The organism is Edaphobacter aggregans DSM 19364 (assembly GCF_000745965.1).
GTDB lineage: Bacteria > Acidobacteriota > Terriglobia > Terriglobales > Acidobacteriaceae > Edaphobacter > Edaphobacter aggregans.
The window spans coordinates 46,600-61,381 of sequence record NZ_JQKI01000036.1; the positions used below are offsets into that span (position 1 = coordinate 46,600).

General features: G+C 62.0%; 15 protein-coding genes and 1 tRNA gene. 10 read left to right on the forward strand and 6 right to left on the reverse strand.

The genetic code is table 11. The features are described 5' to 3' along the window. Positions 1-47: 47 nt before the first annotated feature. The 3 genes from Q363_RS15720 to Q363_RS15730 form a co-directional block, all read right to left on the reverse strand. Positions 48-836 carry a FadR/GntR family transcriptional regulator gene (locus Q363_RS15720; RefSeq protein ID WP_051978829.1) on the reverse strand — a complete coding sequence of 263 codons (789 nt, stop codon included), beginning with the start codon at positions 834-836 and terminating at the stop codon, positions 48-50. 151 nt (positions 837-987) lie between these two features. Further along, positions 988-2,316, reverse strand: coding sequence for an MFS transporter (locus Q363_RS15725; protein WP_051978830.1), 1,329 nt, complete (start codon positions 2,314-2,316; stop codon positions 988-990). 934 nt (positions 2,317-3,250) lie between these two features. Continuing rightward, on the reverse strand, positions 3,251-4,693 hold the full coding sequence (locus Q363_RS15730; RefSeq protein WP_051978831.1) for an alpha-L-fucosidase: 1,443 nt from the start codon (positions 4,691-4,693) through the stop codon (positions 3,251-3,253). A gap of 121 nt (positions 4,694-4,814) precedes the next feature. Between Q363_RS15730 and meaB the strand changes: the two genes are divergently transcribed. The 10 genes from meaB (at position 4,815) to Q363_RS15780 (ending at position 12,119) form a co-directional block, all read left to right on the forward strand. Continuing rightward, entirely contained in the window at positions 4,815-6,017 is a 1,203-nt protein-coding gene (gene meaB / locus Q363_RS15735) for a methylmalonyl Co-A mutase-associated GTPase MeaB (protein ID WP_051978839.1), read from the forward strand. Then, positions 6,017-6,673, forward strand: a complete 657-nt coding sequence (gene tsaB, locus Q363_RS15740) for a tRNA (adenosine(37)-N6)-threonylcarbamoyltransferase complex dimerization subunit type 1 TsaB (protein ID WP_051978832.1) — start codon at positions 6,017-6,019, stop codon at positions 6,671-6,673. Before meaB ends, tsaB begins: the two co-directional genes overlap by 1 nt. Then, the gene (locus Q363_RS15745) at positions 6,670-7,152 is read left to right on the forward strand and encodes a GNAT family N-acetyltransferase (protein ID WP_035351927.1); all 483 of its coding nucleotides are present in this window, start codon (positions 6,670-6,672) and stop codon (positions 7,150-7,152) included. The genes tsaB and Q363_RS15745 overlap by 4 nt, the downstream gene beginning before the upstream one ends. Positions 7,153-7,356: 204 nt before the next feature. Further along, positions 7,357-7,587 carry a DUF465 domain-containing protein gene (locus Q363_RS15750; protein WP_035351929.1) on the forward strand — a complete coding sequence of 77 codons (231 nt, stop codon included), beginning with the start codon at positions 7,357-7,359 and terminating at the stop codon, positions 7,585-7,587. Between the two features lie 84 nt (positions 7,588-7,671). Beyond that, positions 7,672-8,331, forward strand: a complete 660-nt coding sequence (locus Q363_RS15755) for a phosphatidylserine decarboxylase (protein WP_051978833.1) — start codon at positions 7,672-7,674, stop codon at positions 8,329-8,331. Further along, complete coding sequence (gene pssA, locus Q363_RS15760) at positions 8,328-9,194, forward strand: CDP-diacylglycerol--serine O-phosphatidyltransferase (RefSeq protein ID WP_051978834.1); 867 nt, start codon at positions 8,328-8,330, stop codon at positions 9,192-9,194. Before Q363_RS15755 ends, pssA begins: the two co-directional genes overlap by 4 nt. Before the next feature lie 69 nt (positions 9,195-9,263). Further along, a complete protein-coding gene (locus Q363_RS15765) occupies positions 9,264-10,316 on the forward strand; it encodes an Asd/ArgC dimerization domain-containing protein (protein WP_035351983.1) in 1,053 nt (350 codons plus the stop codon). A 94-nt stretch (positions 10,317-10,410) separates the two neighbouring features. Then, positions 10,411-11,340, forward strand: a complete 930-nt coding sequence (mak, locus tag Q363_RS15770; protein ID WP_245632249.1) for a fructokinase — start codon at positions 10,411-10,413, stop codon at positions 11,338-11,340. Positions 11,341-11,431: 91 nt separating this feature from the next. Then, positions 11,432-11,518: transfer RNA gene (locus Q363_RS15775), tRNA-Leu, on the forward strand. 331 nt (positions 11,519-11,849) lie between these two features. Next, the gene (locus Q363_RS15780) at positions 11,850-12,119 is read left to right on the forward strand and encodes a helix-turn-helix domain-containing protein (protein ID WP_035351932.1); all 270 of its coding nucleotides are present in this window, start codon (positions 11,850-11,852) and stop codon (positions 12,117-12,119) included. Between the two features lie 462 nt (positions 12,120-12,581). Here the strand turns inward: Q363_RS15780 and Q363_RS15785 are convergent, their stop codons facing one another. The 3 genes from Q363_RS15785 to Q363_RS15795 are packed head-to-tail and all read right to left on the reverse strand — an operon-like array spanning position 12,582 to position 14,763. After that, positions 12,582-13,196: a HupE/UreJ family protein gene (locus tag Q363_RS15785; protein ID WP_051978835.1), complete on the reverse strand. Its 615-nt coding sequence runs from the start codon at positions 13,194-13,196 to the stop codon at positions 12,582-12,584. Then, a complete protein-coding gene (locus Q363_RS15790) occupies positions 13,193-13,801 on the reverse strand; it encodes a HupE/UreJ family protein (RefSeq protein WP_051978836.1) in 609 nt (202 codons plus the stop codon). Before Q363_RS15790 ends, Q363_RS15785 begins: the two co-directional genes overlap by 4 nt. Beyond that, entirely contained in the window at positions 13,798-14,763 is a 966-nt protein-coding gene (locus Q363_RS15795) for a HupE/UreJ family protein (protein ID WP_245632251.1), read from the reverse strand. Before Q363_RS15795 ends, Q363_RS15790 begins: the two co-directional genes overlap by 4 nt. Positions 14,764-14,782 lie beyond the last annotated feature (19 nt).

The following is a 14,782-nucleotide window of genomic DNA, read 5'->3' on the forward strand; positions in this document are numbered from 1 at the left end:
TTCTTCGCCTTCGGCTCAGTATGACGGATTGGTGGAGGGGCGCGGACTTACGAGGCCGCGGAGGTTTTGGATTCGGTGGCGAGGTCGGCGGCGTCATCTTCGACGACGGGGGCGGGGGTGTTGGTCTCGGCGGCCTGGGCGGTGCGGGCGAGGTTGAGGTGCTGCTCCATGGTCTGGCGGGCGAGGGTGGGGTTGTGGGAGCGGATGGCGCGGTAGATCTCGCGGTGCATCTCGGCGGACTCCTTGAGGTCCTGTGCGTTCTGGACGGTCTTGGAGCGGTAGTCGTAGAGGTTGGCCGTGATGGTCTCCATTAGGGCGCCGAGGATGGGATTGCCAGCGGCGCGGGCGATGGTGCGGTGGAAACGCACATCGTGGATGAGGTACTCCTGGGGATCGGTGAGGGAGGCGTACATCTCGGCGACCTCTTCGGCGAGCTCGGCGATGTGCTCGTCGGTGGCGCGCTCGGCGGCGAGGGCGGCGACGGAGGACTCGAGGACGAGGCGGGCCTCGAACATCTGCCAGGGGAGGAAGCCGTGGAGGGCGCCGAGGACGGTGAGGGAGTTGGAGTCGAGCGCGGGAGGCCCGGAGGAGACGAAGGTTCCGGCGCCGTGGCGGCTCTTGAGGACGCCCATGGCGGAGAGGAAGCCGATGCCGGCGCGTAGGCTGGAGCGGCTGATCTTGAGCTTGCGGGCTAGCTCGCGCTCGGGGGGCAGGCGGTCGCCTGGTTTGACCTCACCGGAGGCGATGAGCGAGCGGACATGCTCGACGACCTGCATGGTGAGTTGGCTATGAGGGGTGGGGTCGTCCTGGAGTTTGTCGTGGACCACTTTTTTCACGCCGTTAAAGGCTCCTGCCCGAATTGCGAAACAGGGTAACACGGACCGTGCGGCGCTTGCCGGTTTGCTGCCGCGGGTTGCTGTTGATTGAAGCGTCGTCCTGCACGCCGCGTGGAGTGCAGGACGACGCTCTGCGCGTTGAGGTGGAACGTCATGCGGTTCGGGGCTGGCCGAGACGCGGGACGAGGAGTTGGAAGATGGCGAGCGCGACGACGTAGGCACCTGCGGCCATGGAGAAGACGAGGAGCTGATGCAGGGAGAGGTTGTGCTTGACGATCCAGGTGAAGGCGGCTCCGCCGAGTGCTCCGGCTGCACCGCCGATGCCGACGACGGTGGAGACGGCGGTGGAGGGGAACATGTCGGCGGGAGTGGAGAAGAGATTGGCGCTCCAGCCCTGATGCGCGGCGGCGGCGAGCGCGATGAGCAGCGTCGCGGGCCAGGCGTTCGAGGGGAACAGTGCGCTCATGTGCGGCACGAGGATGACGGGGAGAACGCAAAGCGCGGTGATGAGCATGGCGGTCTTGCGTCCGTTGTTGACCGACATGCCGCGATTCATGAGCCAGCCGGAGAGGGCTCCTCCGAAGATGGAGCCGACGGAGGAGACGAGGTACACGGTGACGATGTACCAGTAGGCGTCCGCGAGCGAGAGGCCATAGTTGCGATTGAGGAACTGGGGGAGATAGAAGAGATAGAACCACCAGACGCCGTCGGTGAGTCCCTTGGCGAGGGCGAAGGCGTAGAGGCCGCGGTGGCTGAAGAGGGTGCTATAGAGAGGCTTTCCTGCGGTGACGGGCTCGAGGTTCTGTTGGGTGAGGGTGGCTCCGCGGCGGAGCTTGTTGTATGGGAAGGCGAGCCAGATGACGAGCCAGATCATGCCGAGCGAGCCGGTGGTGAGGAAGGCCGCCTGCCAGCCGAAGCGGGAGGTGACCCAGGCGACGAGAGCGGGAGCGATGAGGGCGGAGGCGTTGGCTCCGGAGTTGAAGAGGCCGACGGCCTTGGCGCGCTCTTCGGTGGGGAACCACTCGGCGACGGCCTTGATGGCGGCGGGGAAGTTGCCGGATTCTCCTAATCCGAGAAAGACACGGGCGATGCAGAAGCCGGCGACGGAGGTGACGAGCGAGTGGCTCATGGAGGAGAGCGCCCAGACGCCGATGGCGAGGGCGTAGCCGGTCTTGGTGCCGAGCTTGTCGATGATGCGGCCGGCGAAGAGGAAGCCGAAGCCGTAGGCGATCTGGAAGTAGATGAGGACGTCGCCGAAGTTGTTATCGAAGACGGGCTGATGGAACTTGTCGGCGTTGTGATCCCAGCCCATGAAGGCAGCGTTGTGGAGGAGCGGCTCGACGTAGCCGAAGACGTTGCGGTCCATGTAGTTGATGGTGGTCGCGAGGAAGAGAAGGAGGCAGACGAACCATCGGATGTTGGACTTTTCGGGGGCCGAGGTGAAGGAGCCTGATTCGGGTAAGCGGGCAGCAGTGTTCATGAAATAAGGTGCTCCGGCGGCAATGCTGGTCTGACCATTGCGGAATTGGGGCCGGCGTCGGCCGTTGGATTGGAAGAGAACGCGTCGTCGATGAGGATAGTCGCTGGCAGGTAAGGTGTGTCAAGGGTAATGCGCAGAGGGTCGCGGATAAGTGGTCGGTCCACTTCTTGCGTTCAGTGCGAAGGCCCGTTAGGCTGCTCTCGACGGTGGCCGGGAGGGTTTGGATATTTATCTGCGGGGAAGTGATGGGTGGGATCCGACGAAGGTGAAGTAGGAGGCCTCCCCGTGTGGAAAAGGAGTAGTAGATGCTTGTTTATTCAGGACTTAGCTTCTTCCGCTGCTAGGCGGGGAAAAATCACTAACGGTGGAAGTCTCGAAGGTTATATTTTTCCTGCTGATGAAAGTCACTCATACACGTTATTCCCGGGCCAACATCACTTTGCTTTGCGTTGGTATTCCGCTTTCTCTGTTTGCCACTTTTCTTGCCGTGATGACGTCGGGCTTTGGAATTGGTCCCGTCCCTGGCTTCAGAGGTTCTTGTGCATTTGCCGCCGTTATCTCTCAGTGCTCATGATCCCATTTTTCTTCTGACTTTGAGGTGGAGCAGCGTGGCGGCGGCCGCAATGTGGAGTCTCACAGGCTGTTGCGCAGTTCTGATCGTGCTCAGCGGGATCGAGTATTTATTCGCTATCGTCTTTTTTCTGGCGATTCTGTCCGCAATCGCGAGCGGGATTAATTCGAAGAGTCAAGAGGACTATTCGCTACGGCTGTCGAAATAGCGAGCGACTGCTTGCGACCAGTGTGTTTGGGGGCTAGCCTTCGAGACTTATGAAAAAGCAGGTCCCCTTCGGGGATGACAACAAGAAGAGCAAAAGCAAAACCCCACTCATAGCGCTTTGGCATGAGTGGGGCACCCTGCGTTGATTCTTTAGAGTCAGCTTGCGGTGTTGAGGACGAGAACGGTGGCGATGGGGTCGAGGGCTTTTTCGGGGAGCTGGACGTCGAGGGCGGTGCCGTTCTGGGTGAACTTGAGCGGCTTGTGCGCGGGGTCGGCGAGGAGGTAGGTGCTGGTGACCTTGCGGGGCATCTTGTCTACGTGGAAGGTGTTCTTCCAGTCGAAGATCTCGACGTAGACTTTGTTGCCCTTGGTGGTGGAGCGCCAGTTCCAGGTGGGGATGAACTTGGGCTGGCCGTTGCGTCCCTTTTCGGTGGTGGAGAAGGTTCCGGTGGGTGTGTCGAAGATGGTTGCGGAGGTTCCGTAGATGGCCTCGCCGTTGACCTTGAGCCACTGGCCCATCTGCTGGAGGCGTTCTACCTCCGGTTGCGGAACGATGCCCTTGGAGTCAGGACCGATGTTGAGGAGGTAGTTGCCGCCCTTGGAGGCGATGTCGATGAGGTTGCGGAGGAGGGTCTCGGTTGACTTGAAGTTGGTGTCGTAGTACTTGAAGCCCCAGGTGTCGTTCATGGTCATGCAGGACTCCCAGTCGCGGCCGGGGTAGCCCTGGGCGGGGATGTACTGCTCGGGAGTTTCGGTGTCGCCCTTGTAGGTTCCGCCGAGACGGTTGTTCCAGATGAGGTTGGGGTATTTGTTGAGGAGCTTGACGACCTCGGCGGCGCGCTCGGGTGTCATGGCTTTGGTGGGGGTATCGAACCAGACGACGACGGGGTAGCCCTTGTAGTTCTCAAGCAGCTCTTTGATCTGGGGGATGGACTTCTTGTGGAGGTACTCGTCGAAGGAGCCATCCTGTGCTTTGTCCCAGTGGCCGGTCTCTTTGTTGTGATCGCCACGTACGGCGGCGGCACCGCCGGGAGCGGTCCAGTCCTGGGCTTGCGAGTAGTAGAAGCCAAGCTTGACGCCCTGCTTGCGGCACTCTTCGGCGAGCTCCTTGAGGGGGTCGCGCTTGAAGGGTGTGGCGACGACGATGTTGAAGGGGTCGGCCTTGGAGTCGAACATGGCGAAGCCGTCGTGGTGCTTGGCGGTGATGACGATGTACTTCATGCCGGCGGATTTGGCGAGGGCGACGATGTCGTGTGCGGAGAAGCCGGTGGGGTTGAACTGGGTGGCGAAGGCCTTGTAGTCGGCGACGGGGATGGAGAGGTCGTTCATGATCCACTCGCCGATGTGGGTCGTGCGCTGGCCGTGCCACTCGCCGGCGGGGATGGAGTAGAGGCCCCAGTGGATGAACATGCCGAAGCGGGCCTCGCGCCACCAGGCCATGCGGGCGTCGCGCTGGGCGGGGGTCTCGGTGTCCTGGATTGCGGGGACGGGATGGTTCACGGGAGTTTCGTCGGGCTTGGAGCCTTGGAGCTGGGCGTGGGCGAGAGAGGCGGAGGCGAGCAGGAGTCCTGTGGCGATGGAGCGGTGCAGTAGATTCACGCTGAGTCCTTGGGGTGATATGACGGCACGGGAATTATAGGTGAAAGAGTGCATTCATGGCTGGAAGTAGTTCGGCGTATGTCGAAAGGCAGCGCGGCTGCGGGAGGTATGATCGCACTTGGTGAGCGCAGAGGTAAAGACGGAGGGCAGAGAGGCGCGGCAGATGCTGGAGCGGCTGAGGGCGGGAGATGTGCGGGCGCTGGCTAGAGCCGTGTCTCTGGTAGAGGATGGCGGTGCGGGTGCGGCGCAGCTTCTGGCAGCGGTGCGAGTGCACGAGAGCCACGCGGTGAGGATTGGGGTGACGGGGCCTCCGGGGGCGGGGAAGAGCACACTGGTGGAGCAGATGGTGCGGTGGCTTCGCGGGCGTGGGGAGAGGGTGGGGGTGGTGGCGGTCGATCCCACGAGTCCTTATACGGGTGGGGCTCTGCTGGGAGATCGGATACGGATGCAGGGGATCGCGGACGATGAGGGAGTGTATGTGAGGAGTATGGCTTCTCGGGGAGCGATGGGTGGGCTCTCGCGCGCCGTCGGAGATGTGTGCGATGTGCTGGCGGCGTCGGGGCGTGGAGCGATTGTGATCGAGACGGTGGGGGTGGGGCAGGACGAGGTGGATGTGGCTCGGCTGGCCGATGTGACGGTGCTGGTGCTGGTGCCGGGGATGGGCGATGACGTTCAGAGCATGAAGGCGGGAGTGATGGAGATGGCCGACGTCTTTGTGGTGAACAAGAGCGATCGCGAGGGCGCGGATCGCGTGGCCGCGGAGATTGTGTCGATGCAGGGGCTCGGTGCGGCGAGTGACAGGTGGGTTGCTCCGGTGGTGAAGACGGTGGCCACGACGGGCGAGGGCGTGGCGGAGTTGATGGAGGCGGTGCTGCGATGCGCGGATGCGAAGCGCGGGGCGCAGAGGAAGGGGAGTGGGGAAGCTCGCGGGCTGCGGCTGGATCATCTGGGAGTGGCGGTGAAGAGTATCGCCGCGGCGAAGGGTTTTTATGAGGCGCTGGGGATGGAGGTGGCGCATGAGGAGACGGTGGAGTTTGAGCAGGTGAAGACGGCGATGCTTCCGCTGGGGGAGAGCAGGATTGAGCTGCTGGAGCCGACGGTGGAGGACTCGGTGATCGGGAAGTTTCTTGCGAAGCGGGGAGAGGGGCTGCATCACATTGCGGTGCAGGTGGAGGAGATCGACGCGATGTTTGCGAAGTTGAAGGCGGATGGGGTGCGGCTGGCGAGCGATGCGGTGCGGGTGGGCGCGGGAGGGCACCGCTACTTCTTTGTGCATCCGGCGAGCACGGGAGGTGTGCTGCTGGAGATTGTGGGCGAGGCGTGATGAAGCTGCTGCTGATGGATACATGCGGGATGGAGGGCAGTGTTGCGCTGGCTGAGGGTGGAGCTGTTGTGTCGAGCGAGTCGCTGCCGGGGCGGAGTGCTTCGGAGCGGCTGGTGCCGGTGGTGCGCGAGATGATGAAGGCCGCGGGGTGGAGGCTGAGGGAGCTGGCTGGGATCGTGGTGGTGCATGGGCCGGGGTCATTTACGGGTGTGCGTGTGGGGGTGAGCGCGGCTAAGGGGTTGAGCGAGGCGGGCGGCGTGGGCGTGATTGCGGTGTCGCGGCTGGCTGTGTTGGCTGCGGCTGCGGGCGAGGCTGCGGGGCAGGTGTGCGCGGTGATGGATGCGGGGCGGGGAGAGTTTTACTGCGGGGTGTATGTGGGGAGAAGGTGTGTACGGGAGGCTCTGTTGAGCGGCGAAGCGGTTGCTGCTGCTGTGGCGGATGCGAGCGCGGTAGTGGTGTGCGAGGCGCGCGTCGCGGAGGCGCTGAGTGCGCTGAAGCCGCGGCTGGTGGCGGAGCCTGTTGCGGGAGATGCGCTGCAGTTCGCTGTGGAGAGGATTGCAGCCAAACAGTTTGATGATGTAGCGACGCTGGATGCGAACTATCTGCGGCGGACGGATGCGGAGATCTTTGCGAAGCCTGCGGTGAGCGGCAAGTGAGTGCGGTGGGAGTGACGATTCGGCCCGCGCGGCTGGAGGATGTGGGCGCAGTGGTTGCGCTGGAGCGGGGGGTGGCGGAGGCTCCGCACTGGGCTGAGCGAGAGTATGGGGCGATGGTCGAGAGTTCGGCGGGCGAGGGAGTGCGGCGGTGCCTGCTGGTGGCGGAGAGCGGTGGGGAACTGGCTGGGTTTGCGGTGGGCCGGGCGATCGGAAGGGAAGAGGTCTCCGGGGAGTTGGAGAGCGTGGCGGTGGCGACCGGGGCGCGGCGTGCGGGGACTGGCAGAGCACTGTGCGAGGCGGTGATTGCGTGGAGCAGGGGGCAGGGAGCTGATGCGGTGGAGCTTGAAGTGCGGTCGGCGAATCATGGTGCGATTGCGCTTTACGAGAGGCTGGGTTTTGTTCGCGTGGGGATGCGGAAGGGGTACTATCGCGAGCCTGCGGACGATGCGGTGCTGATGCGGATCGACGTGCGCGGCTGAGCGGTCAAGAGGCGGGTTTTTCCGTTGCGCGGCTCGGCCGCTCCAGTCGAAATGATGAGCGATTTTGGGGGACGCGAGGGTAACTTCTTTAGAAGTGGAGGGATCTCAGGCGGTGGATAACTGGCTTTGCCTCGCTTTGTCAGCGTGTGGTAGTTTCATGAGCTAAGCATTGGGAAAGTTGTCTGAGCGGGAGGTATCTGTCTCATGCAGACTGCCAGATTTACGGAGCTTCCAAAGGCCGCCCTTCACCCCACCATCCAGCAGCTGGCACAGGAGCACAGCCTGTATGATCGCAGGCTCGACACGCTGCGTTCGAAGCTGTTTCTGACTGAGCCGGAGAAGCTGGAAGAGGTGCGATTGAAGAAGCTGAAGCTGAGCCTGAAAGACGAGATAGAGCGGCTCAGACGGATGGAAGCCTCCGCATCGGAGGGCTGAGCGCACGCTGACGGCGGGCCGTGGAGTCAGGGCCAGCGACGCAGAGGAGTGGTGTGTGCGTTGGGCCGTATAATCGAGTCACTTATGGTTCGAGACGGATTCTTCTACGCGCTTGGTCTGGGAGCGGTGGCGGTTCTGGTGTGGCTGCTGACGCACTCCCATGTTCTGCTTGCGCTTCCGCTGGTGCTGGCGGCGTTTTTTCTGTGGTTCTTCCGCGATCCGGAGCGCGTGATTCCTTCAGGTCCTGGACAGATTGTTTCACCTGCGGATGGGTTGGTGACCGATGCGGAGTGGATTGAGACGACCAGTGGCAGCCGGCTGCGGCTGAGCATCTTTCTGAATGTGTTTGATGTGCATGTGAACCGTTCGCCGGTGGCGGGCACGGTGAAGCTGGTGGAGTTTCGCAGGGGCAAGTTTCTGAATGCGATGAAGGCAGAGTCGGTGTTGAGCAACGAACAGACGCTGATTGTGATCGACGCCGGGGACTATGAGGTGAGCTTCAAGCAGATTGCCGGACTGCTGGCGCGGCGGATTGTGTGCGACCTTAAGGCTGGGGATCGCGTGGAACGCGGGCAGCGCGTAGGCCTGATCAAGTTCGGCTCGAGGGTGGACGTTCTGCTTCCTGCGGAGGCGAACCTGAAGGTGAAGACGGGCGCGCGGGTGCGCGGAGGCTCGTCGGTGCTGGCTGAGATTGCAGAGCCCGTGGGGCGTTCGACCGTCTCCGCGGCGGCAGTGGTGGCATGATGGCAGCCGGGGTGCCCGAGGTGGCGCAGGTGGACGCAAGCGGGAGGCCGCGACGCCGTCCAAGCCGGGGCATGTATGTGCTGCCGTCGCTGTTCACTGCGGGCAATATTGCAGCGGGGTATTACGCGATTACGCAGAGCATCCAGGGTTCGGCGAGCGAGCCTGCGTTCTTCGACCGGGCTGCGCTGGCGATCGGCTTTGCGGTGCTCTTCGATGGCGTGGACGGAATGATCGCGAGACTGACGAACACGGCGAGCGACTTTGGCAGGGAACTGGACTCGCTGGCCGATGTGATTACGTTTGGAGTGGCGCCGAGTTTGCTGGCGTACATCTGGGGCTTTCGAATGCTGCCGGCGACGGATTATCCGCTACTGCGGGATCGCATTGTGCATCTGGGCGTCTTCATCTGCTTTCTGTTTCTGATCTGCGGAGCGAGCCGGCTGGCGCGGTTCAACATCAGCGTGAATCCGCAGCCGCGGAATCCGGGGCGTCCGGGGAAGAAGTACTTTGTTGGGATGCCGATTCCGGCAGGTGCGGGGGTGATCGCGTCAGTGGTTCACTATGAGAGCGGCTCGCCGATCTCGGACCCTCGGCTGGCGATTGTGTGGCTCTGCCTGATTTTGTTTACTGGCTTTCTGATGGTGAGCACGTGGCGTTTCTGGAGCGGCAAGGAGGCGGCACTGGGGCAGCGGCATCCATTCCAACTGGTGGCGGTGATCGTGGCGGTGGGCGCTCTGATTGCTCTTTACTCAGAGTATGTGCTGATCATTATTGCGTTGGGATACCTGGTGTCGGGAGTGCTGGCGCGGCTGGCCTACTCGTGGGGCCAGAAAAGACGGCGGGCGGGCGTAATCAGCCAGTAGTTCTGCAAATTAGCACGATCGTGAGACGCGGTGCGGGTTCCAGACGAAGACAAGGGATTGCAGGTGAACATGGCGAACAAACTGTATCGAATCGGGATCGTCGGTGCTTCGTCGCTGGCGGGGAAAGAGTTGAGCGATGAGTTGGCGGAGTCGCTTCTGGCAACCTCGAATGTCGTTCTGCTGGATGACGAAGAGGACGCAGCCGGGCAGGTGACGACGGCAGGAGAAGAGCCTGCGTTTATTCAGCGAATCGAATCGGAGTCGTTTGAGCGGATGGATTTTGTCTTCTTCACCGGTGATGCGGAGATCACCCGGCGGCATTGGCAGGAGGCGCGACGGGCAGGGGCGAGCATCGTCGACCTGACCTATGCGCTGGAGCGGGAGAAGGATGTGCTGGTGCTGTCTCCGTGGGTGAACGAGGCCTTGGGAGAGAGAGCGCGGGGGCGGGAACCCGATCTGCGAACGCCGGCGGTGGTGGCGGCGCATCCGGCAGCGGTCATGCTTGCGATGATTGCGGCGAGGCTGAGTGCGCGGATGGAGATTGCAAGCGTGGCTGCGACGGTGCTCGAGCCTGCATCGGAGCACGGCCGGGCGGCGATGGACGAGATGCACCAGCAGACGGTGAGCCTGCTCTCGTTTCAGAGCCTGCCTCGCGAGCAGTATGACGCGCAGGTATCGTTCAATCTGCTGCCCACGCTGGGAGAGGGAGCGAGGGTGAGGCTGGGGCCGACGGAGCGGCGGATCCGCAGCGAGTATGCAGGGTTTTCCGATGGTGCGCTGCCTCCGCTGGCTCTGCAGATGGTGCAGGCGCCGGTGTTTCATGGCTATGTCGTCTCGGTGCTGGTGGAGTTGAGGAAACCGGCGACAGTCAAGGAGGTAGAGGGAGCGTTGGAGGGAGATCACATCGACCTGGTGACTGGAGCGTCGGAGCCGCCGAGCAACCTGAGCGCCGCCGGTCAGGAGGACATCATGGTGCGGGTGATGGGGGACTTTGAGGAGGCGGAGCGTGGGACGAGGTTCTGGCTCTGGATGGCGTCGGACAACCTGAAACTGGCGGCGCTGAATGCGATTGCCTGCGCGGCCGAGCTACGGCGGCTGCGGCCATCCGGAAAAGTGCAATAGACGAGCAGCGCATATGCGATGCTGATATGGTTGTGCGGCGACGACGCGGTTGAAACAGGTTCACTGCGCGAGATCGAGGAATGGAGAACGGGAATTGCCAGCAAGCGATGGAAAGCCGGAGATGCGAATCGGGATCGATCTGGGTGGGACGAAGATTGAAGCGTTGGCGATCGACAAGGATGGTAGAGAGCTGGTGCGGCACCGGGTGGATACGCCTCGGGACGACTATCGAGGTACGATCGATGCCATGGTGGGGTTGGTGCACAGGCTGGAGGCGGAGACGGGTACGACCGGCAGCGTTGGCGCGGGGATTCCAGGGAGCATCTCGGCGAAGACGGGATTGGTGAAGAATGCGAACTCGACGTGGCTGAACGGACGCCCGCTGGATAAGGATCTGACTGCGGCGCTTGGTAGAGATGTGCGGATTTCGAACGATGCGAACTGCTTTGCGGTCTCGGAGGCGACCGATGGCGCCGCGGTGGGCAGCCATGTCGTCTTCGGCGTGATTCTGGGGACGGGATGCGGCGGAGGCGTGGCGATCGATGGCAGGGTGCATGCGGGACAGAACGGTGTGGGCGGAGAGTGGGGGCACAATCCGCTTCCGTGGCCGACGGAAGAGGAGTATCCGGGTCCGGTGTGCTACTGTGGCAAGCGCGGGTGCATGGAGATGTGGGTCTCGGGAACGGGCCTCGCGCGCGACTACAAGCAGATGACGGGCAGGAGCCGCACGGCGCGCGAGATCATTACGGACTTCGAGGCCGGCGACAAGGATGCAGCGGTGATGGTCGATCGATGGGAGGACCGCCTTGCACGAGGGCTGTCCAACGTCATCAACACTCTGGATCCGGATGTGATCGTGATTGGCGGCGGCGCCTCGCGGGCCAGCCATCTCTACGAAAGCGTGCCGAAGCGGCTGGCGTCCTATGTGTTCGGCGGCGAGGCGGACACGACTGTAGTGCAGGCGAAGTTTGGCGATTCGAGCGGTGTGCGCGGCGCGGCATGGCTGTGGCCGATGGTTCGATAGCAGGACATACCTGTGCGATACTGAATGAGGCATGAGGTTCAGGCGCACGATTTGGGCGCGAAGCGCTGACGTGAGTGCTCCGTTCAAAGAAGCCGGGATGGCGGAACTGGCAGACGCAGCGGACTCAAAATCCGCCGGGCTTCGGCCCGTGGGGGTTCGACCCCCCCTCCCGGCACCAACAGAATCAAATAGTTAGCTGTAACCGTCGCCCTTCCGAAGAGAGCGACTTTGGCTATTCTTTGGCTAAACTCCAAAAGTTTGGCCTCGCCTCCTCGTCAAAAGCTTCGTCTCCGGCGAGTCGTCGTTCCTTTCGATCGAGCACTCTCACTGGCTGCAGCAGCGAGACGCCACCCCTCACGACCGTTCCTCACCACGCCATAGCTCCTCCGCGCATAAGGGTAGTCCGAAGCCGATTTGACCGAGATTCAAGTTGGCCGCAAACTCCGACATGCTCGCGTGCGACTGCGAGCGCACGGAAAATGTCTTCCCAGGCTACGGAGGAATGTGTTATGGCCGATGAGCCGATACTGACCCACCGGCTGCTGCGTACCAAAGAGGCAGCCGCGTATCTGTCCATGAGTGAGTGGAAGCTAAGACGGCTCATTCAGGACGAGATTATCCCGATCGTGCAGGACCAGCGCGGCGGACCCTTTCTTCTCGACCTACGCGATCTCGATGCCTACATCGAGAACAACAAACATCGATTTGGCGATTCCGATGGCTGGCGTCCGGCGCCGGTGCTGCCTTCGGGCTGGAAGACGGTCCCCGTACCTCGCTGACGGCGGCTCGCTTCTGGCGACGACCTCTATGGTGCTGCACAGCGTCAGGAGAGTGAAATGCTCCATCTGGTGGATTCAGTACTACCAGAATGGCGTGAGGCAGAGGGAATCCGCGGAGACCTCGGACAGGAGAGAGGCGCGCTTTGCCGGCGGGAAGGGATTGAAGTGAGGCGACGGTGAAACGCTGCAGGCCGAGGTAGTTGTAGGTGTAGGTTGGATTGCCGTCCTTGAGGTAGAGGCTCCATCCGCTGAAACGACCGGCCTGTGCAATGATCACTCCCTTGGCTCATGCCTGAGGAACGTCTACATCGGCGGTGATGGCGAGGGAAGAGTGCGATTTGTCCTTTCATGATTTCGAGCCTGGGAACCTGCGCCACGCACACATCCCCCCGAAGACTACGACCAGTAAGCCTACTCTTTTGACTGGATTGCGCAAACTGTCAAAAATGTCAGTCTTTTTGGCTAGCGTGTTCGAACTGCCCAGCCGAGCATCAAAAGACCGCTGGCTGCGATCCAGCTTCCAGCGACGCGGACGGCAATGCGAGCCCACTGCCCGCGCAGCCGGACTACGAACGCTGCAGAGAGCGCGATCAAGACAAACACGGCGAACATCATTCCGAGAAGCGCTACTGCGGCAGTGTCGAACTGTCCCATGCCGATTCCATTCAAGTAGCCGTGATAGATACCCAGTAGAGCGGCAAGAGCAGTAGTCATACGCAATGAAACTCTCGCGTCTGCGGCCAGTAATCCTCCGAGCAGCAGAAACCAGGCCGCCGCCACAAACGGATGTGGCTTCGCCGTCATGGCGCTTAGTCCGGTGAGACCTCCGACCAACCATGCAATGGGAAGGGTGAACAGTGCTCGCCGTCCGTAACAGGTGCCGCGCAGTCCGGCCAGTAGCGCCAGTGCGAACACGGGAGCAATATCCTCGGGGCTCATCAGGAAGTGCATCAGTCCGTCGTAGAAGGGGCCCATACCGGTGGAGTTGAGGTGGGCCTCGGCGGGGAGCGCGTACATAAGAAAGACGAAGACAACAAAGGCAACGAAGGGCAGCCGAGATGGGGTGGCATCTTTCATGGGACCGCCCTCCACATAAAAAACGTGCCCCCGACAGCGACCAATGCTCCCGCGGCTCGCAGCAGTTTCTGTCCCCACGCCCACCGATGGACCGCACCGATACCGATCCCCAAGGCGTGAAGGCACCCAGTAGCGACGACAAATCCCATGCTATAAAGCAGCGCGCTTTGGCCGGGCGGCAGTTCGGTTCCGTGCGCATGCCCGTGGAAGATGGCGAAGAACCCAACCAGCATAGCTGCCGGCGCAAGAGGAGGTCGCACTTCGAACATGATCGCAGCTCCTAGCAGGATGGCGGATAAGGCGATGCCATACTCCGTTCCGGGGAGTGGTATGCCCATCAGGCCCAGCATTCCGCCGAACGCCATGACCATCGGAAAGGCTACCGGCAAAACCCACACGGCAGGCGCCCCGAGCTGAGCACCCCACAATCCGACGGCTACCATCGCCAGCACATGATCCAGTCCGGAGACGGGATGTCGAAAGCCTGTCAGGAAGCCGACAGCTTCGCCCTTCAGAGGATGTGCAAAGGCAGAGTCAGCATTCAGAAGCATGAATACAACCAGTGTCATCGCGCGGAAAAAACCGCGCTGTCGTATTGTGCTCATCGGGCGCCTCCAAGGAGGATTGCAAGGCGCTGCACGGTCCAAAACGCGCCGAGCGAACCGATGGTATAGCCCGGAAGGGCCTGAGCCCACCGCGGCCAACGGACTTCGAGTATGCGGAACGAGCGCTCAAGAGCCAGGATCAATGCGATGAAACCGAGCTGTCCGAGCTCTACGCCGACGTTGAAACTGACGAGCGCCAACGGCAGCTCTTGCCGCGGCAAGCCTGCGTTGGTGAGAGCGCTGGCAAAGCCAAAGCCGTGCAGCAGTCCAAAGGCGAAGGCCACTACCCACGGCTGCCGAAGAGTGAAGCTGGTTTCGCCCCGCCAGGAACGCACGATTTCGGGGCCGAGAAATAGTATGCTGAGCGCAATCGCGGCATTCAGAGGAAGGATGGGTACTTCCGCATACCCCATCGTCGCAATGGCCAGAGTGATGCTATGAGCAACGGTAAAGGATGTAACGGTCTTCATCAGCATCCATCGGTCCTTGATGATCAACAGCAGGCCGAGTACGAACAGCATGTGATCGGCACCGAACAGAATGTGCCGTACACCCTGGACGATATAGGTGCCCATTACACCCAGCGTGGACTGAGTAGCGGCGAGCTCGACCCAGGGTTGCGACGGGTGAGCTATTGTCATCCATTTTCGTCGGTCGAGCATCTCGACGTGAACCACAACATCGGTGATGGTGGCCTGGAGACCGACGAAGTCGATGCGCTTGCCGGCCAGGCCGTTGGGGCCGGCGTCGATCCAATGCCGCTCGACGAGCGAATCAGCCAATTCCTGGATGCTCGGCTCTCGTACTTCTTTTATGTCACCGGGCATCCTGAGTTCAATTGGCAGGCGCATACCTGCCATCTCTGGTGTGCGCCAGAGAACGGAGTATTGGCCGGGCGCAGTCTCTTTGATTTCCAGGTACGCCGGGCGCGCGTCGTGAGCCCAGGCGACCGAGGCCGCCACCAGCAAACATGAAAGAATC

What these genes read in the sequence shown, in the direction of transcription:
- tsaB (WP_051978832.1), top strand. Translation starts at nt 6,017, where the DNA reads ATGAAGCTGCTGCTGATGGATACATGCGGGATGGAGGGCAGTGTTGCG.
- pssA (WP_051978834.1), top strand. Translation starts at nt 8,328, where the DNA reads ATGATGGCAGCCGGGGTGCCCGAGGTGGCGCAGGTGGACGCAAGCGGG.
- Q363_RS15755 (WP_051978833.1), top strand. Translation starts at nt 7,672, where the DNA reads ATGGTTCGAGACGGATTCTTCTACGCGCTTGGTCTGGGAGCGGTGGCG.
- Q363_RS15780 (WP_035351932.1), top strand. Translation starts at nt 11,850, where the DNA reads ATGGCCGATGAGCCGATACTGACCCACCGGCTGCTGCGTACCAAAGAG.
- Q363_RS15765 (WP_035351983.1), top strand. Translation starts at nt 9,264, where the DNA reads ATGGCGAACAAACTGTATCGAATCGGGATCGTCGGTGCTTCGTCGCTG.
- Q363_RS15725 (WP_051978830.1), bottom strand. Translation starts at nt 2,316, where the DNA reads ATGAACACTGCTGCCCGCTTACCCGAATCAGGCTCCTTCACCTCGGCC.
- Q363_RS15785 (WP_051978835.1), bottom strand. Translation starts at nt 13,196, where the DNA reads ATGAAAGATGCCACCCCATCTCGGCTGCCCTTCGTTGCCTTTGTTGTC.
- Q363_RS15790 (WP_051978836.1), bottom strand. Translation starts at nt 13,801, where the DNA reads ATGAGCACAATACGACAGCGCGGTTTTTTCCGCGCGATGACACTGGTT.
- Q363_RS15750 (WP_035351929.1), top strand. Translation starts at nt 7,357, where the DNA reads ATGCAGACTGCCAGATTTACGGAGCTTCCAAAGGCCGCCCTTCACCCC.